11 protein-coding genes are annotated in these 18709 nt (G+C 71.6%); 7 read left to right on the top strand and 4 right to left on the bottom strand.

Annotated features, from left to right (window positions below):
* Window positions 1–92: 92 nt before the first annotated feature.
* Complete coding sequence (locus UA75_RS34010) at window positions 93–2405, bottom strand: DUF4157 domain-containing protein (RefSeq protein ID WP_198042770.1); 2313 nt, start codon at window positions 2403–2405, stop codon at window positions 93–95.
* A gap of 306 nt (window positions 2406–2711) precedes the next feature.
* Between UA75_RS34010 and UA75_RS18755 the strand changes: the two genes are divergently transcribed.
* The gene (locus UA75_RS18755; RefSeq protein ID WP_232251091.1) at window positions 2712–3557 is read left to right on the top strand and encodes an SDR family oxidoreductase; all 846 of its coding nucleotides are present in this window, start codon (window positions 2712–2714) and stop codon (window positions 3555–3557) included.
* Window positions 3558–3573: 16 nt separating this feature from the next.
* On the opposite strand, the gene UA75_RS18750 is transcribed toward UA75_RS18755, so the two are convergent.
* On the bottom strand, window positions 3574–4389 hold the full coding sequence (locus UA75_RS18750; RefSeq protein ID WP_083683320.1) for a FadR/GntR family transcriptional regulator: 816 nt from the start codon (window positions 4387–4389) through the stop codon (window positions 3574–3576).
* Window positions 4390–4647: 258 nt separating this feature from the next.
* Between UA75_RS18750 and UA75_RS18745 the strand changes: the two genes are divergently transcribed.
* From UA75_RS18745 to UA75_RS18730, 4 genes are all read left to right on the top strand, one after another.
* On the top strand, window positions 4648–5685 hold the full coding sequence (locus tag UA75_RS18745) for a sugar ABC transporter substrate-binding protein (RefSeq protein ID WP_075741359.1): 1038 nt from the start codon (window positions 4648–4650) through the stop codon (window positions 5683–5685).
* Between the two features lie 478 nt (window positions 5686–6163).
* A complete protein-coding gene (locus UA75_RS18740) occupies window positions 6164–7687 on the top strand; it encodes a sugar ABC transporter ATP-binding protein (RefSeq protein ID WP_075741358.1) in 1524 nt (507 codons plus the stop codon).
* Complete coding sequence (locus UA75_RS18735; RefSeq protein WP_083683318.1) at window positions 7684–8697, top strand: ABC transporter permease; 1014 nt, start codon at window positions 7684–7686, stop codon at window positions 8695–8697. The genes UA75_RS18740 and UA75_RS18735 overlap by 4 nt, the downstream gene beginning before the upstream one ends.
* Window positions 8698–8810: 113 nt before the next feature.
* On the top strand, window positions 8811–11273 hold the full coding sequence (locus UA75_RS18730) for a glycosyl hydrolase family 95 catalytic domain-containing protein (RefSeq protein ID WP_232237317.1): 2463 nt from the start codon (window positions 8811–8813) through the stop codon (window positions 11271–11273).
* A 462-nt stretch (window positions 11274–11735) separates the two neighbouring features.
* Here the strand turns inward: UA75_RS18730 and UA75_RS18725 are convergent, their stop codons facing one another.
* Window positions 11736–12932: a helix-turn-helix domain-containing protein gene (locus UA75_RS18725; protein ID WP_075741357.1), complete on the bottom strand. Its 1197-nt coding sequence runs from the start codon at window positions 12930–12932 to the stop codon at window positions 11736–11738.
* Between the two features lie 734 nt (window positions 12933–13666).
* Between UA75_RS18725 and UA75_RS18720 the strand changes: the two genes are divergently transcribed.
* Window positions 13667–14797: a methyltransferase domain-containing protein gene (locus UA75_RS18720; RefSeq protein ID WP_075741356.1), complete on the top strand. Its 1131-nt coding sequence runs from the start codon at window positions 13667–13669 to the stop codon at window positions 14795–14797.
* A gap of 368 nt (window positions 14798–15165) precedes the next feature.
* On the opposite strand, the gene UA75_RS18710 is transcribed toward UA75_RS18720, so the two are convergent.
* Entirely contained in the window at window positions 15166–16281 is a 1116-nt protein-coding gene (locus UA75_RS18710; protein ID WP_075741354.1) for a CobW family GTP-binding protein, read from the bottom strand.
* 512 nt (window positions 16282–16793) lie between these two features.
* Between UA75_RS18710 and UA75_RS34660 the strand changes: the two genes are divergently transcribed.
* On the top strand, window positions 16794–18281 hold the full coding sequence (locus UA75_RS34660; RefSeq protein WP_232237316.1) for a type III polyketide synthase: 1488 nt from the start codon (window positions 16794–16796) through the stop codon (window positions 18279–18281).
* The last annotated feature ends 428 nt before the right edge of the window (window positions 18282–18709 follow it).

Here is an 18709-nt window from a genome sequence, read left to right as displayed (position 1 = left end):
GTCGGTGGAGCGGAGGCGAATCCCGGCCTACCCGCTCCTCGGCGGAGCACGTCGGACTCGCCGCCCCGCCGGACTTGAGCACCGGCGGCCGCTCACCTCATGGCGAGGGTGAGTGCTCCGGTGACCGTCTCCCGGTGCGCCTCGTGGAACGTGCGTCCGGGACCGTACAGGGCGAAATACCACATCCTGTTCGCATTCGGCTTCCCTCGGCGGTTGTAGTTCTCCAGGGTGACTTTGTCCTCGCCGTCGGTGAGCACGACGCCCGCGAAGTGGTACGCCCACGGCGGTCTGGCGCCGGACTCCTGGTCCGCCACCTGTTCGGCCCTCGACCGGCCCCGCGTGGAGTAGATCGCGAGCGCCTCGCCGACGCGGGCGTCGGCCGACTCGTTGATCCCCAGCCGCCCGTCCCGTTCCGGATCGGGCCGGTCGTACGGCCGGTAGCGCGACTTGGCGAGCCGGGCCACGTTCCCCGTGGTGGTCTGGATGCTGTTCTTGGTGTCGTCCGTGGGCTCCCGGTCAAACACCCCGGCGTCCTCCAGGCGGTCGACCAGGATCTGTTGCAGGGCCGGGTACGTCTCCAGCACCTGGGATCTCATCGCGTTCAGCAGCGTGCTGGCGTGCCCCAGCGGCATGCCAGCATCGGTGAGTGCGGTGCGGACTGCCTTCATGGCAGGCACGACCTCCCCCTCGTGTTCCTCCTCGATGTCGACGTCGACGTCGACGTTCCGCCAGCTGAACAGCAGGTATCCGTCGTCGCTGGGGAGGCGGCGGGCGAGGCCGCCGGGCGTCATGCCCGGTCGGGTGACCAGGCGAGGGTACGAGGTCAGACCGATCACGTCGTCCGGCCGCTGGTCATGCTCCACCCGCTCCGTCGTGCCCTCGTCCGGGGCGAGCAGCACCTTGTTCAGCGACTTGCCCGTGACGTCGCGAGCGACCTCGATGCACTGGTCCGGACTCAGCATGTCCTCGTCGCCGCGCTCCTGACCGCCCGCCACGATCACCGGCCGCCACTTCGTGAGTCCGCGCTCGGCCAACTCGCCGGGCACCTCCCCGTCCGCCTTCCTGAGCCGCACGGCCGCGCCGGAGGCCTCGAGCTCCGCGTTCGCCGTGGCGATGACGGACTCCGCCGCGTAGAGGTCCTTGGTCTGGGAGCGTCTGCCGATCGCCACGTTCCCGCTCGTGGAGTAGATCCACGGGTCGCCTTCGGCGCCGCTGTCGGAATCACTCTCGCTCAGGGTGACGTTCTCCTCGATGTCCTGGTCACTGAAGAACTCCTCCTCGCTCTTCTCGCCGTCCCCCGGCGACGGGGACCGCCCGGACGGGGCGTGCTTCGACGGCACCCGTTCCGAGGGCGCGCGCTCCTCTTCCGCCAGGTCGCCGCCGCCGGGTGCCTCCACCACCGGAAGCACCTCGGAGTCCTCCTCCTCGACGCCCTCCGTGGGACTGCCTGTCGAGGGTGCGGGCCCCTCACCGAGGACGAGGGCAACCCGCCGCGCCAGGCTGTTGACGTGCACGCCTCGGAAGCTCGTGCCGCCGCCTGCCTTGGCGGCCCGCCAGTCCCGGACGGCCTGTTGGACGGCGCGCAGCAGATCCGGGTGGTTCGAGGACGGGTCCTCGGCCTCTGCCCGCCGCCACGCGTCGACGGCGGCGTCCACCCGTTGCAGCTCACCAGACCGCCCCGTGGTGAGCGAGAAGAAGGACTGGGTCTTCCATCGACGCGCCAGACTGCGCAGGGAGAGCTGCGCGCCCGGCGGATCGCCCGCCGCCCGTTGGACCTCCGTTCCCGGTGCGCGCTGAACCGTGCCGGACGGCCCCGCCGCCGCGAGCCGAGCCGGTGCCGACGGCCGTCGGGACATCACCCGGTGCGCGGTCTGCTCCGCCTCGCGCTCGAATCGGTCCGACGGGTCCGACACGCTCAGACCCGATCCGTCGTCGGTACCCGACACCGGACCCGAACGCTGCTGCATCACGTGCACAAGCTCGTGGGCGAGCGTGTGCCGGTCACCACCGCCATCCCCGATCACTACGTGGTTGCCCGAGGTGTAGGCCCGTGAGCCGATCTCGGCCGCCGAGCGCCGGGCCGCCGTGCCGGTGTGCACCCGCACGTCCGAGAAGTCCGCGCCCAGCCTGGACTCCATGTCGTCGCGGGTCGCCTCGTCCAGCGGCCGTCCCGACGAGCGCAGCACGTCCGGCACCGATGTGTGCTGTCCGGCAGGCCCGTCCGCCGGGGCCTCGGGACGACCGGCCAACAGCCGGGCGACGGCGGCGTTGCCGACGCTGCGTTGCAACGCGTACACCCCGGCGGGCGTCAGACGATCCGGCACCGAGGGCACGTCGGTGTCGACGGTCGGTTCCCGCCTCCGGCGCGGCGGTTCGGTCTGATCCTGCTTCTCCTGGGCGCGCATGATCTCTCCACAGGGTCGGGGCGGACACTCCACCTGGATACCTGCACCAGGCCCGCCGTGCCAGGACCAGGAGGGCAACACGTGGGCACACCGCTTGCCCCCGGGCCGGTCAGGAAGGCGCGACGGCTCGGCGATCAGGGCCGTCGAGCCTCGCATCGGCGCGGGCGGAAGGGCGTGCTGCGGGGACGCCGTGCTAGTCCGGCCATCGCGTGGCGAGCAGGCGGACACGCCGTTCGGCCTGCTCGCCAGGACGGATCAGCTCATCCGTCGTGCGCGGCGGGGCGCCTTCGGGTATATCCCGGACCCATGAGCGACTCCATCAGCATGCCCACCCCGCTCGCCCCGTTGCCCTCGGACGTTCCGGCCGGCGACCGCGTCGCCGTGGTCACCGGCTCGGAATCCGGCATCGGCCGGGCGGTCGCCATCGAACTGGCCCGGCAGGGCGTCCACGTGGGCATCACCTTCCGCACCGAGGACCGGGCGGCGCGGGCCGTCGCCGAGCAGGTTCGCGCCCTGGGGATGCGGGCCGCGATCCGGCAGGTGGAGCTGACCGAGCTGCCCGAGGCCGCCGACGTGATCGACGAACTGGCCGAGGACCTGGGCGGCCTCGACATCCTGGTGAACAACGCCGGGATCACCACCGACGAGAACTTCCTCGACACCTCTTACGAGACCTGGCGCCTGACGCAGCGCGTCGACCTGGACGCGGTGTTCCTCTGTTCCCAGCGGGCCGCCCGGCGGATGATCGCCGCGGGCCGGGGCGGTCGGATCATCACGATCACCAGCGTGCACGAGCACCTGCCCCGCGCAGGCTTCGCGGCCTACTCGGCGGCCAAGGCGGGCGCGGGCGCACTGTGCAAGGTGATGGCTCTCGAACTCGGCCGCTACGGGATCACCGTCAACGCGGTCGCTCCCGGCGAGATCAACACCGCGATGACCCGGCGCGAGGACGTCGATCCCCGCGACCTGCCCCGGCCGGGCGTTCCGCTGGGCAGACCTGGTGGCGTCTCGGAGGTCGCGGCGCTGACGGCCTTCCTCGCCTCGCCTGCCGCGTCCTATGTCACCGGTGCCTCGATGCGGGTGGACGGGGGCGTGTCACTGATGGGCGTCGAGGCAGGGTTGGGGCTGCCCACCGACGACTGGCGGCCCTGAACTCGGACGGCGGCGGTCAGCGTCCGGTGAGGTTGGCGGCGAGCCAGTTCTCCACCTCCAAGACGTGGGCCGCCGCCGCAGCCCGGGCCGCATCGGGATCGCGGGCGGCCAGGGCGAGGTAGATCCGTTCGTGCTCCTGCCACAGCCTGCCGACCGCCGCCGCGTCCTCGTGGCCCCGCCACACCCTGGCCCGGAAGGTGCGGGAGGACAGGCCGTCGAGCATCGCGGTCAGCAGATCATTGCCCGCCGCGTGCACGATCGTCTGGTGGAAGTCGCGGTCGGCGGCGACGATCTCCTCCACGCTGCCGCCGCGCCCGATGCGATCCAGGTGTTCGGCGACGTCGGCCAGTTGCGCCTCGGTGATGCGGGCGGCGGCGGTCGCGGTGGCCGCCGATTCGAGCACCCGCCGCACCTGTAACAGCTCGACGAGCGTCTGGCCTCGGGAGATCTCGGCGACCACGCCGAAGGTCTCCAGCAGATCACCCGGGCGCAGCCCCGTCACGTAGACGCCCGCGCCGTGGCGGGTCTCCAGGATGCCGAGGATCGTCAGCGCGCGGATCGCCTCGCGCACCGAGCCTCGGGAGATCCCCAGCAGCGCGGCGAAGTCCCGTTCGGTCGGCAGTTGTTGGCCAGCGACCAGCTCGCCCTCGGCGATCATCGTCTTCACCTGCTCGATCGTCCGCTGGGTGACGGACGTCCGGCCCGCCTCGGCGGCCGCACCGCTCGCCGAGGCTGCGGGCGCCGTGCGAGCCGGAGCCCGCCCGGCGGAGTCGACGCTCGTGGACGAGCGATCCGGGAATCGGCCGGGGAACTCGTCTCGCACGGTGTCCATTCCGTCCGTCCTCTCGGTCTAGCCGACTCGGCCGATCGGCGGTGATCGACGCCGACTGTGGTGAGGAGCGGCCTGCGGTGCGGCTCTTGACACGCTTTCGCCCCCGCGAGTAGAAGTGATCCTACCAATTCCGCGTAATAGTGGAGAAATCTCCGAGAAACACGGCGTAGTCGGCTGTTCGGACATTGTCGCGGTCCGGAATGGTCGGACAATGAGGCGATTCGTCTCGGGCGCCGGTCGACAGCCGAGGAGACGGACATGGGCACGGGCGGACGGCGACGGCGACTCTCGACGACGGCACTGGCGGTGTTCCTGATCGCAGGCTGCGGGACCACCGCCGACATCCTCGGACCCGTCGGGGACGGCGGTCACGTCGGCGTGGTGCTCCCGATGCTCACCTCGCCGTTCTGGCAGTCCTACAACGACTACGTCCCGGAGCTGGCCGCCGAACAGGACGTCGACGTGCTGCCGACGGTGAACTCGGCGGGCGACCCGGCGCAGCAGATCACCGACATCAACAACCTGCTGAACCAGGGGGTGGCCGGTCTGGTGGTCGCCCCGTTGGACAGTGCGGCCATCGTCGCGGGGCTCAACCAGGCGCAGCGGCGCGGCGTCCCCGTCGTCGCCGTGGACGTCGCCCCGGAGGACGGCGAGGTCGTCATGGTGGTGCGCGCCGACAACCGCGCCTACGGCGACCAGGCCTGCCGCTATCTGGGGGAGGAGATCGGCGCCGGGAAGGTGGTCCAGATCCAGGGCGATCTGTCCTCGGTGAACGGTCGAGAGCGGTCCGAGGCCTTCCACGACTGCATGGCCCGGCGGCACCCCGACATCGAGGTGTTCGACATCCCGGCGAACTGGGACGGCGAGACGGCCGCCGCGCAGCTCGACGGCCTCCTCACCGCCGAACCCGACATCGCGGGCGTCTACCTCCAGGCGGGCGGGGTGTACCTGGCGCCCGCGCTCCAGACCCTGCGCGGCCGGGGAATGCTGCACGAACGCGGCCACGCCGACCACATCGTCATCGTCTCCAACGACGGCATCCCGCAGGAACTCGACGCGATCCGCCGAGGCGAGATCGACGCAACGCTCTCCCAGCCCGCCGACGGCTACGCAGGCACGGCCCTGTCCTACCTCAAGGCCGCGATGGCAGGCGAGACCTTCGCGCCGGGACCGACCGCGCACGGCAGCGAGATCGTCGAACTGCCCAACGGCCTACTGGAGGACCAACTGCCGACACCACTGGTCGACATCGACAACGTCGAAGATCCCGCGCTGTGGGGCAACACCGTGGGCTGAACCGGCGCCGCAGCCTGCACGGCGGAATCGGTCGAGCAGGCGGGCCGGCGAAGACCGGGCGGACAACCCGCCCGCGCAGAACGAGAACGAGACGGAGTAGCCGACGCGGGCACCGATTCCGGCAGGCCGCAGACCTTTGTGACGAAGGGACCGGGGGACCGCCCACGAACTCGACGAATTCGCACGACGGCACGGAACCGCAAGGTCCGCCGAGTCGATGAACGGCTCATACCGAGTCGTTCTCGGTCGGATGTCCCAGCACGGCAGGGGATCGGCCGGTTCCGGCTCGACCGCCGCACGGCGCGCGACGAACCCCGGCCCCGGCCGTCGCCCTGCGGCCTCGACGACGCGGTCTCGGGCCTGCGGCGGCACCGGCCGCCCGCGCATCCAGGCGTGAGCCCCTCCGACGCCGGATGCGCGCCCGTCCGCCCCGACTGCGCAATCCCCGCCGCACCGCGACACAGGAAGGCCCGGCGTCATGACGCATCCGAAGTCGACTCCTCCACCCGGCGTCGAGCCGCCGCTCGTCGAGGCCGTCGCCGTGCACCGCCGCTACGGCTCCACCGTCGCCCTCGACGACGTCGGTCTCCGTGTGGTCGCAGGCCGATCGCACGCCCTGGTGGGTCGCAACGGAGCCGGGAAGTCCACCCTGGTCCGACTGCTCACCGGGCTGGAACGGCCCGATACGGGCGAGGTCCGTCTCGGCGGGCGCCCCGCCCCGCCGCCCGCCGACCGCGACGCGTGGCGGAGGGCCGTGGCCTGCGTCTACCAGCGACCGACCGTGGTGCCGGGCCTGACCGTCGCCGAGAACCTGTTCCTCAACCGGCAGCCGACGGGTCGGCTCGGGCTGGTGGACTGGCGACGACTGCGCCGCGCGGCACGGGAGCTGCTCGACGAATGGAACGTCGAGGTCGACGTGGACCGGCAGGTGCGGGAGCTGTCGATCGAGGACCGGCAGCTGGTCGAGATCGCCAGGGCCCTCTCCTTCGGTGCCCGGTTCATCGTGCTGGACGAGCCGACCGCGCAGCTCGACAGCGCCGAGATCGAGCAGCTCTTCACTAGGATGCGGCGCCTCCAGGAGGGCGGCGTCACCTTCCTGTTCATCTCGCACCACCTGCGCGAGGTCTACGAGGTGTGTCAGGACGTCACCGTCCTGCGCGACGCCCGCCACGTGCTTACCGCACCGGTCGATCAGCTGGGTCGGGCCGACCTGGTCGCGGCGATGACCGGGGAGGCGGCGGAGCTGGGCACCGGCCTGACCGCGCCGAGGGGCGGGACGGAGGAGCCGGAGGTCCTGCGCCTGACCGGCTTCCACGGTGATCGCTTCGCCGGAGTCGACCTCGTCGTGCGCGCGGGCGAGGTCGTCGGCCTGGCGGGCAGCAGCGCCAGCGGGAAGGTCGAGCTGGCCGAGTCGCTCGCGGGTCTGCGCGTCGCCGAGGGCTACCTGCGGCTGGGCGGTCGAATCTGTCCCACCGGCGACGTTCCCGCCGCGCTGGCGGCAGGCGTCGGCTGCGTGCCCCGCGACCGCCACGAACAGGGCCTGGTCCCCGAGCTGTCGGTGGCGGAGAACGCCACCATGACCGTCACCGGCCGACTCGGCCGGGCCGGGTTCGTCTCGTCGCGCTCCCGCGCCGCCGTCGCCGCGCGGTCGACCGAGGAGCTGGACGTGCATGCCGACGGCCTCGATCAGCCGGTGGCGTCGCTCTCCGGCGGCAATCAGCAGAAGGTGGTCACCGCCCGCGCACTAGCCACCGATCCCCGCCTGCTGGTGTTGATCAACCCCACCGCAGGCGTGGACGTGAAGTCCAAGGAGTCGCTGCTCGACGCACTCGACCGGGTGCGCGCCGAGGGGACGGCCGTGGTCCTCGTCTCCGACGAACTCGACGACCTCCGGCGCTGTGATCGCGTCCTGGTCCTGCTCCGAGGCGTGATCGTCGCGGAGCATCCGGCGGGCTGGCGAGACGCGGACCTGGTGTCCTCGATCGAAGGGATCTCGACGTGACCGACACCGTGGAGTCGACCGGCGCCCGGCCGCAGGCAGTCCGGCGCGGGCCGTTGGCAGGCAGGCTGCGGGAACTGGCCCTGCTACCCGCGATCGTCGCCCTGCTCGTCGCGGGCGCCTTCGTCCACCCCAACTTCCTGTCCTACGCCAACCTGATCAGCATCCTCGGCGCCTCGGCCGCCCTGGCGATGCTGGTGCTCGCCGAGTCGCTGGTGTTGATCTCCGGGAAGTTCGACCTCTCCGTGGAGTCCACCGCAGGCCTGGCACCCGCGCTGGGCGCGCTCCTAGTGCTGCCGGTCGCCTCATCGGGACTCGGTGCCGAGCTGCCCGCCGCCGTCGGCCTGCTCGCCGCCGTCGTCGCGGGGGCGCTGGTCGGGCTGCTCAACGCCGTGTTGATCGTCCGCTTCCAGCTCAACGCCTTCATCGTGACGCTGGCGATGCTCATCGTGCTGCGCGGCCTGCACGTCGGCCTCACCGAGGGCCAGACCCTCTTCGACATGCCGGAGGTTTTCTTCGCCGTCGCGACCACGACCTTCCTCGGCATTCCGATGTCGGTGTGGCTGGCCGCCGCCGCGTTCGCGGTGGCCGGGCTGCTGCTGCGCCGACACCGCCTCGGCCGCGCGCTGTACGCCATCGGCGGCAACCGGGAGGCGGCCAGGACGGCGGGCATCCGCGTCGACCGGGTGCTGCTGGGCGTGTATGTCATCGCGGGCGCCTTAGCCGCCGTGGGCGGCCTGATCCTGACCGGCTATGTCGGCGCGATCAGCGCCAACCAGGGGGAGAACCTCGTCTTCACCGTGTTCGCGGCGGCGGTGATCGGCGGCATCAGCCTGGACGGCGGGCGGGGGACGATGCTCGGCGCGCTGACCGGCGTGCTGCTGCTGGGGGTCGTGAACAACCTGCTGACTCTCGCCCAGGTGTCCTCGTTCTGGATTCAGGCCATCCAGGGCGGACTGATCCTCCTCGCGCTGATGGTCGCCCGACTCGCCAGCGGCCGAGGGCAGACCTGAGCTGGCCTCGGCTACCGGGACCCCAGGGCGGTGAGCTGACATCAGACCAGACCCGGCAGGCCGCCCGCAGGACGAGCTGACATCGAGAGCACTTCGTGGTTAAGGAGAGTCAGATGAGACGGAGCTTCCGTTCGACGCCACGCGGTTCGATCCCGACCGGCCCGACCACAACCCGTTCCCGCCGCGCGGGCTGGGGCGTGCTGGGCCTGTCGACGCTGCTGATCATCGGCCTGGCGTCGCCCGCCATGACACTGGACCGTCCATCCTCGACGGAGGTCGCCGACGGAATGACCCTCTGGTATGACGAACCCGCCGAGTCCTGGGAGTCCGAGTCACTGCCCATCGGCAACGGAGCCCTCGGTGCCGCCGTCTTCGGCGGCGTGGCAGGCGAGCGCCTCCAGTTCAATGAGAAGAGCCTGTGGACCGGCGGGCCCGGCTCGGTCCAGGGCTACGACCACGGCGACTGGGTCGAGCCGCGTCCCGGCGCGATCGAGGAGGTTCAGGCGGAACTCGACGCCGAGCTGCGGGCCACGCCGGAGTCGGTCGCCGACCGCCTGGGCCTGCCCAAACGCGGCTTCGGTGCCTATCAGACCTTCGGCGATGTCCTGTTGGACTTCCCCGACGCACCGGCCGAACCCACCGACTATCGACGCGAACTCGACCTGACCGAGGCCGTCGCGCGGGTCTCCTATCGCGACGGCGAGGTCCGTCACGAGCGCGAATACCTCGCCAGCCACCCGCACGGCGTCATCGCGGGCCGACTGGGCGCGGACCGGCCGGGCTCGGTGTCGTTCATCCTGCGCACGGAGTCGCCGCACGCGGGCCACACCGTCTCCGTCGCCGACGGCCGACTGACCCTGCGGGGCGCCCTGCCCGACAACGGACTGCGCTACGAGACGCAGATCCAGGTGCTCGCCGACGGAGGCAGCATCACCTCCGGCGGCGACTCGATCACCGTCAGCGGCGCCGACACGGTGACCCTGCTGCTGGCGGCCGGCACCGACTACGCCGACTCCTACCCGGATTACCGGGGCGTCGACCCGCACGGCCGGGTCGCCGAGACGCTCGATCAGGCCGTGACGGCGGGATTCTCGACCGTGCGCGCCGACCACGTCGCCGACCACACCGCCCTGTTCGACCGCGTGCGGCTGGACATCGGCCAGCAGCCGCCGACGAAGACCACCGACGCCCTGCTCGCCGACTACACGGGCGGTGCGTCCACCGACGACCGGGCGTTGGAGGCGTTGTTCTTCGCCTACGGGCGCTACCTGCTCATCGCCTCCTCGCGGGACGGCTCGCTGCCCGCGAACCTTCAGGGCGTCTGGAACGACTCCACCGCGCCGCCGTGGAGTTCGGACTATCACGTCAACATCAACCTGCAGATGAACTACTGGCCCGCGATGACCACCAACCTGGCCGAGACCACCGGCCCCTACGACGAGTTCGTCGATGCCTTGCGCGCACCCGGCAGGCGCACCGCCGAGACGATGCACGGCGCGGCCGGGTGGCTGGTCAATAACGAGACCAACCCCTTCGGCTTCACCGGGGTCCATGACTGGGCGACGTCATTCTGGTTCCCGGAGGCCGCAGGCTGGCTGACCCAGCAGCTCTACGACCAGTACCTGTTCACCCGCGACGAGGCCTACCTGCGCGACGTCGTGTATCCGGTGATGCGGGAGGCGAGCGAGTTCTGGCTGGACACCCTGCACACCGACCCTCGGGACGGTTCGCTGGTGGTCTCGCCGAGCTACTCCCCCGAACAGGGCGACTTCTCCGCAGGCGCGGCGATGTCTCAGCAGATCGTGACGCACCTGCTCACCACCACCCTGGCCGCCGCGGAACAGCTCGGCGAGGACGAGGAGTTCCGCGCCAGGCTCGGTGCCGCGCTCGCCGAGCTGGACCCCGGCATCCGGATCGGGTCGTGGGGACAGCTTCAGGAGTGGAAGGAGGACTGGGACGACCCCGGCAACGACCACCGGCACGTCTCGCACCTGTTCGCCCTGCATCCCGGCGCGGCGATCGAGCCGGGCACACCGGAGGCGGTGGCCGCCGAGGTCTCGTTGACCGCACGCGGCGACGGCGGCACCGGCTGGAGCAAGGCCTGGAAGATTAACTTCTGGGCGCGGCTGTGGGACGGCGACCACGCCCACACGATGCTGGCCGAACAGCTCATGCACTCGACGCTGCCGAACCTCTGGGACACCCACCCGCCGTTCCAGATCGACGGCAACTTCGGCGCCACAGCCGGGGTTGCCGAGATGCTGGTGCAGAGCCACCTGGACGTCGTCGAGCTGCTGCCCGCCCTGCCGTCGGCCTGGGACACCGGCTCGGTGGCCGGACTCCGGGCCCGAGGCGACGTAACGGTGGACGTCGAGTGGGCGGCGGGCGTGCCGACCAGGGCGGAGCTGCACACGGGCCGGGACGGTCCGCTGCGTATCGCCGTCGGACGCTTCGCGGCCGGCGCGGACGCCGTGGCGGTCACCGACTCCGCAGGCGCCGCCGTCGAGGCCGACCGGGACGGCGCGACGCTGCTGATCGAGGCGACGGCGGGGGAGACGTACACGGTGACGGGCTGACCGTTGCGGCTCCGCGCCTCGCGGGGAGAGGACGGTGCGCCGGGAGCCGGGCTGTCGAGTGGGGACGGCTACTGACCCTCTGGCCGTAGCGGGTCAGGACCCGCCCCGCAGCGGGGTCGACGCGTGCGCTGGGATGTCCTGGGTCTGCTGCGCGGGACCATCCCCGCGTGCGCGGGGCCGACACCTGCTGACCTGGGTTTCTCCTGCGTCGGGACCCGATTCTCTACTACGTGATGTACGTGATGTACGTGATGCGGGCCATATTCGACGGGCTGTCCGGCGCGGCGCTGTCGGCCGCACGGACACGGGACTGACCCGCTCGCCGAACTCGGAATCGGGCCTGCGTCGGCGGTTCGGTCCGGTCCGGACGCACCGGGCCTTCCGCGACGGCCCGGTCGCCGGGGCGACGGCATCCGAAGTCGACGGTGTGCCGCCGACCCGGACGCCCGCCGCCCCCACCGCTCAGGCGGTGAGCCCCAGCCAGTCCGCGTAGTGCGACAGCTCGGGGTGCGACCTGCGATACAGGCTGATCAGCACCGAGGTGGTCTCCCGCACCATCGGATGCAACCTCGTCTGCTGGGGTGCGATGTGCTTCGCGTGCTGGAGCGCGTTGAGACAGCTGTGTCGGTCGCCGAGGATCAGGTGCGCCCGCGCCAGGTCGAGATGGTGATGTCCCCGGCGGGTCCTGGGCATCGTGCGTGGCGGCGCCCAGCCCGTCGCGGCGGTGAGCGCCGCCGCGCCGTCGCCCAGTTCGACGTGCGCGGCCACCTCGTGGGTGGTGATGTTCGCCGGGCCGAAGGTCAGCCCATAGTGGACGTGGTCGGTGTTCAGATCCCTGGCCAGGTCACGCGCGGCGGCCAGGTGCGATCGTGCCGTGTCCGCGTCGCCCGCCCGCGAGGCGAGGGTGACCGAGCGCAGATGCAGGCTCCCGTAGACGGTGATGGCCGCCTCGTCGGGCGCCCGCAGCGTGTCGTCGAGCTCGGCGCGGGCGGCGTCCATCAGGCGAAGCCCGTGGGCGTAGTCGCCCGCCGACTGGAAGCTCTGCACTCGTGCCCAGTGCGCGAGTCCGCCCGCCAGCGGATCGCTCGCCCGGTGGGCGGCGTGGGCGAGATGGTGTTCGACGGACTCGGCGAGGTCGGCGTAGCCGAGGCGGTGCAGCAGGGTGTGCGTGGCGTGATAGACGGTGACCAGCAGCCCGAAGACGTGGTGTGCGTTGGTGGTTCCCGCCAGCTGGCTCGCGGCGGTCAGCTCCTCCACCAGTGAGGGCAGCCGCGCGGCTAGCGCGCCGTACTGGGCGTTGCGTCGCATCCGGGCGATCGACTCGACGTCGGCGGTCAGCGCGGCCAGCGGGCGCGGCGTGACGTCGCCGGGCAGGTCGTAGTGCCGCAGTACCGTGCGTAACGCCTCCACGGCGCGGTGGGTCTGTTCGTCACGGTGATTGTCGGCATAGGGCTGGCCGGTGAGTCGCTCGACCGGAATCTTCAACGCCCGCGACACGGCGGCGAGCAGAGCGTGTGTCGCGACCCGATCGCCGCATTCGACCTTGCCGAGAAGACTGAGTGAGACGGCGGCCTGCCTGGCAAGCCGGGGTTGGGTGAGGTTGGCGGCCAGTCGTGCGCGACGAATGGCGGCGCCGACATGGGATGCGTCCTCGACCATGACTTCGTCTCTTCTCTTCTGGTCGCGCCCCCGTACCGGGGACTCGTGGCGTGGCAGGCCCGTGCGGTTGACTTCACAGCGTAGGCGGTTGTGCATGGACTGTGAATGTTCGCGAGCCCACCAGGATGGACACTCTGAGTGTCCGCACGAGCACTGTGCGTGTCAATCAAGGGGGAGTCCATGACCCGTCTCATCGACCGAGATTCGCTCGTCCAGAGTGGATCCGCCGTCGTCCTCGGTGTGCGTGCGCCATGACCTCGGGTGTGCCGCAGACTCGTGACTGCGTCCGGCTTCGCCGGGAGCGCGCCGTCGTTCCCGTGGCGGTGGCCCCGCCGGACGACACCGACGGCGGAGCCCCGGCGCCGATCCCGTCCCAACGCCCGGCGCCGAACCCCTCGACGCTTCCTGCGTCGCCGCCCGCCGAGGAGCCCGGACCGGCGGAGCCCCCGGCGCCGCGCCGTCCGTCGGCCGCATCGGGGCCTGCCGCCTCGGCCGCAGCCGCCGGGTCGAGTGACCCGGCCCGGCCCGCCTGCGCCGCTCGCCGGTCACGGTCGAGAACGAGGCCTCGGCGCCGCTGAGGCGCCCGGCCTCGATCCCGCACCGCCGAGCCCTTCGCCCTGCGGGCGCTCGGCCGCCCCTGGAAGCCACCACGCCGACGGCAGGCCCGACGGGACGTCTCCTTCTCTCCCGCCACATCGCCGCCACCGGCCGAGGAAACTCATCGGAGCGTGCACATGATCACCACCGTCGACAGTTACCGCCTGCGCCACCGGCTGGCCGATTCGCTGCGATCGGGCGGCTACCTCCAGAGCCGCCGCTGGCTGGAGGCGTTCCGCACGGTGCCGCGCGAGGCATTCGTCGACCGATTCATCGTCAGCAGTCCCACCGGGGAGCAGACCCTCTTCGATCTCACCGTCGACCGGCCGCTCGCGCTGGAGGCCGTCTACCGCGACACCAACCTGCTGACCCAGCGCGATGCGGGCGGCACCGCCACCAGCTCCTCCACCACGCCCAGCCTGATGGCCTTGATGCTGGAGCGGCTGGACGTCCGAGAAGGACACTCGGTGCTGGAGATCGGCACCGGAACCGGTTACAACACCGCCCTGCTCTGCCATGTTCTCGGCGACCACACGGTGACCAGCATCGACATTGATCCCGGACTGGTGGTGCGGGCTCGCGACGCGCTCGACGGGCTCGGCCAGCACCCGCACCTGATCATCGGCGACGGCACACAGGGCGTCGTCGAATACGCGCCGTACGACCGGCTGATCGCCACCTGCGGCGTGGCCAGGGTGCCCGTGTCCTGGCTGCGCCAGGTCGTGCCGGGCGGGGTGATCCTGGTGAACCTCGGCTACGCCCTGGCGCGGCTCACGGTCGACGACGAGGGGCGGGCGCTCGGCCCGTTCACCGACTACGCCGCGTTCATGCGGCTGCGGCCGCATCCGGCCTATCGGACGCCGACCGGCCGCGAGATCGTCGAGATGACCACAGAGGACGGTGCGCAGAGTGCCGTCCGCACCGACGGATTCCCCGACTTCCTCGGCGCCCGACCGTTGGAGTGCCTGCGGGCGCTGGTCCATCCCGACGTGCACAAGGTGATCCGGCACGACGGGGGCGGGGAGGCGCATGTGCTCGGCGATCCCGCGACCGGTTCCTGGGCCCGTGCGAGGTTCATCGGCTCCTCCCGGGCCGCCGTCGTGCACGGCGGCATCCGGGACCTCTGGGACGACTACATGCGGATCGCCCGGCTCTGGAATGAGCACGGCAGGCCGGAGCCCGCCAGGTACGGGCTCACCATCACACCCGACGGCACGCACACGTTGTGGTTGGACTGTCCGGAGCAGCCGGTGCTGGTGCTGGACTGAGCGGACGGGACGGGTGGTGGGGCGTCGCGGGCATTGACGGCGGCACCCGAGGTGTCTCGCGGCGGTGCGTCGTCGGTTGTCGTCGCTTGTCGTCGGTTCGTTCTCGGGCGACTGGACGAGAACGACCGGTTGACCCGGCGCGGCGGCCGTGGTGATCAGCATCGTTCGCCGGCTCTTCGAGGGGCAGAGCCGGAGCGACTGCTGCGGTGCGCAAGGCCCGCACCGTCGAGGCGACCATCGGCCGGGCCGGTCCTGGGCAGCGCGCGGTGCCGAGCCGCGTGCTGCCGAGTCCGGCGGTGCCGAATCGTGCGGCGCCGAGGCCGGGTGAGGTGAGTCCTGGGGAAGCCGAGTCGTGCCGCGAGCAGCCCTCAGGACTCGACGAACTTCAGCACGCAGAGCATGTCCTGCTCGGTCACCTCGGCCGATCGTGGTTCGACGCAGGCCGCCAGCGCCGCGCGGACGGCCTCGGCGTCGATCCCCGAGCCGATCAGCACCAGCCGGGTGGTGCGGTCCTCGCCTGCCGACCATCGGGAGCGTCGGAAGCGCAGGAACGCGCCGACGGTGTGCAGGCCGAACTTCTGCCGGTAGCCGGTGACCCCGAAGTAGACGAAGCCCTTCATCCGGTACAGCCCCGGCGGCCGGTCGTCGAGGAAGGCCATCAGCCGTCGGGGGTGCAGCGGCGTGTCGGAGGTGAAGGAGACGGTCTCGTAGGCGTGGTGCAGATGGGCGGTGTCCGCGCAGCCGTCGTCGTGTTGCCCGCCTTCGCGTCGTCCCGAGTCGGGCCCGGCCTCGCAAGCACCGGAGCGCCCGGCGTCGCCGTCCTCGAAGGTGAGCTGATCGAAGGAGAGCTGGCCAAACCGCTCGGTGGGGCGAGGCCGATCCGGCGGCTCGAAGAGGAGTTCTGGATCGACCCGGCCGTGGGAGGTCGTGATCACGGGCGTGCCGGGGCTCGACGCCCGCACCGTCGCGAGCAGCGCGGGCCGCGCCTCGACGGGCATTCGGTCGGCCTTGTTCACCACGATGAGATCGGCCAACGACAGTCTGGTGCCCAGCTCGGGATGCCGAGACCGCGTGCTCTCGAACTCGGCGGCGTCGACCACCTCGACGAGCCCGCCGTACTCGACGCGCGGGTTCTCGCTGGCCAGCACGAGTCTGATCATGTCGCGCGGCTCGGCCAGCCCGCTCGCCTCGATCACGATGACGTCGATCCCGGCCGAGGGCCGGGCCAGCCGGTCGAGCAGCTCGTCCATCGTGCTGGTGTCCACCGCGCAGCAGAGACAACCGTTGCCGAGCGAGATCATCGAGTCGACCTGGCCCGCCACTGTCATCGCGTCGATCTCGATACTGCCGAAGTCGTTGACCACGACGCCGATCCGCACCCCGGCCCGATTGGTCAACAGATGGTTCAGCAGCGTCGTCTTCCCCGCGCCGAGGAACCCCGCGACGATGACGACGGGGATACGCGCCCCTGCTCTGCCTGCCACAGCCCGCCTCTCCTGCTCCCGAGTCGCGCACTCCGGTCGGTGCGTCGGATGCTCACGAGATCATCCCGCGCGGCGCGGTCGGGACACGGGTCGCCGCTGATCGCTCGACCGTGGGCCCCGGCGGCGTGCTGTCGCAGCATGACGCGGGCCCAGAGCGGTCACGCACCGTGTCCGGGCGGGCGGGTCGCCCGGCAGGCGATCCCCGAACCTCCGGGCGACCGCACGCCACGTCGGCCCTGTTCCGACACCACCGTGCTTCGCCCACAAGCGTCTGTCCCGCCGATCCGAGCGTGCTCACGACTGCCCCGCGCCGAGAACCCATGGATGATGAAGGTCGACGGTTCACCTTTCACCTCGTCGGTGGGCGGCGCTCGGCGTGTCGATGCCGGTCCGTCGCCGTTGGCGGAGGACGGGTGCGCGGTACCGGGACACGATCGGGTGCCCATCGCACCGGAAGGCCGCATCGGATCTCGATCCGGTGGGGATCGGCGACGCGAGCGGGAAGGATGTCGATGTCTCAGGTCACGGGGACGCGCCGCAGTCAGGACGAGGATCGGGGGCGAGGAGCCGACGCGCTGCGGACGGCCCCGCCGCCTCGGATCGCGTCGGCCGCCACGGCCCTGCCCGAGCACGTCTACCGCCAGGAGGAGATCCTGGCGGCCTTCGTCGACGAGTTCCTCCCGGTCGGGAGCCCGAGGCGCCGGGCTGCGGAGCGGATCTCCGACAACGCCGGGGTGGACACCCGGCACTTCGCGGTTCCACTCGAACAACTGCGCGCACTCGCGAGCTTCACCGAGGCCAACGAGGCCTATCTGACGGCCGCGCTCGAACTCGGCGAGCGGGCCGTCCGCCGGGCGCTGGCGGAGGCGGGGATCAGCCCGGACGAGGTCGACCTCGTGGTGTCCACGACGGTGACGGGGCTCGCCGTCCCCTCGCTGGAGGCTCGGCTGGCCCGGCGGCTGGGCCTCCGCGAGGACGTGAAACGGATTCCGATGTTCGGCCTCGGCTGCGTCGCGGGCGCGGCGGGCATCGCGCGGGTGGCCGACTACCTGCGGGCCTGGCCGGATCAGGTGGCCGTGCTGCTCGCCGTGGAGCTGTGCTCGCTGACCCTGCAGCGCGACGACGTCTCCGTTGCCAACGTCGTCGGCAGCAGCCTGTTCGGCGACGGCGCGGCCGCCGTCGTGCTCCTCGGGGGGAATCGTCGAGGCGCTGCCGGGTTCGACGACCGTCCCGAGGCCGGGCCCGCAGCCACGGGCCGCACCCGATCGGGGGTGACCGCATCGGGGGTGATGCGGGCGGCGCCCGGCGAGGACGTGGGGAACACGTCCGGGTCCGGCGTGCCGGGTGGCATTCGGATGAGCGGCAGCGGCAGCCGACCGGGGAGCGCCGAGCGGGACGGCGCCGAGGCGGGGCACGCAGCCCTACCGGGCACTGCCGGGCCTGCCGTGTCCAACGCGGCGCCCGCAGAGGCGGCCGACGGCGGCGGGTCCGACGTCGGCGCCGCGCGTCTCGTCCCGCAGCGACGATCCGTCGAAGGCCTTCGTCCCGCCGACGGCGTCGGTGCGCTGCCCGAGATCATCGCGACCCGCAGCAGGCTCTACCCCGACACCGAGGACGTCATGGGCTGGGACATCGGCGCCAGCGGCTTCCGTCTGGTGCTCTCCGCCGACGTCCCGACCATCGCGCGCGAGTTCCTCAGCAAGGACGTCGTCGGCTTCCTCGCCGATCACGGCCTGGTCGCCGAGGACGTCGGGACGTGGATCTGCCATCCGGGCGGGCCGAAGGTCATCGACGCCGTCACCGATTCGCTCGCACTGCCCGCCACCGCGCTGGCGCACACCCGGGAGTCGCTGTCGGCCCTGGGCAACCTCTCCTCGGCCTCGGTCCTCGACGTGCTGCGAAGAACCCTCGCCCAACCCCGCCCGCCCGCCGGGACACCGGGCCTGCTGCTCGCGATGGGCCCCGGCTTCTGCGCGGAACTCGTGCTGCTGCGCTGGTGAACGCCGAACCGCCGGGGCAGGCTGGCCGGGCAGAGAAGCCCGACGCCGTCCGTTGGTGGTCCGGCCCATCTCGGCCGCGTGCCGGAGACCTGCTTCGCCGGGGCGCCGACGGGCGGGCGGGGCGTTCCGGCTTGCGAAGGCTCTTGACCTTGCCGGAGTGAGTTGGTCGAAGTCCTCTGCCTCCTGGTGCGGCCCACCCCGACGAACTGCCCACCATCCCGGCTGACATCGGGCCATCCCCGCTTGCGCGGGGCTTACGCAACTCTGCTGTCGGAGATCAGCCTCGGCGGTGGACCACCCCCGCTTGCGCGGGGCTTACGCACGGTTGCACGACAGCTGCGCGTCCTTGCCCGGACCACCCCCGCTTGCGCGGGGCTTACACCCGGACCTGCGACGACCGCTCCGCGATGGTCGGACCACCCCCGCCT

This window comes from Actinoalloteichus sp. GBA129-24 (assembly GCF_001941645.1).
GTDB lineage: Bacteria > Actinomycetota > Actinomycetes > Mycobacteriales > Pseudonocardiaceae > Actinoalloteichus_A > Actinoalloteichus_A fjordicus.
The sequence above is the reverse complement of the archived record's forward strand: the minus strand, read 5'-3'. Positions and strand labels throughout refer to the sequence as shown.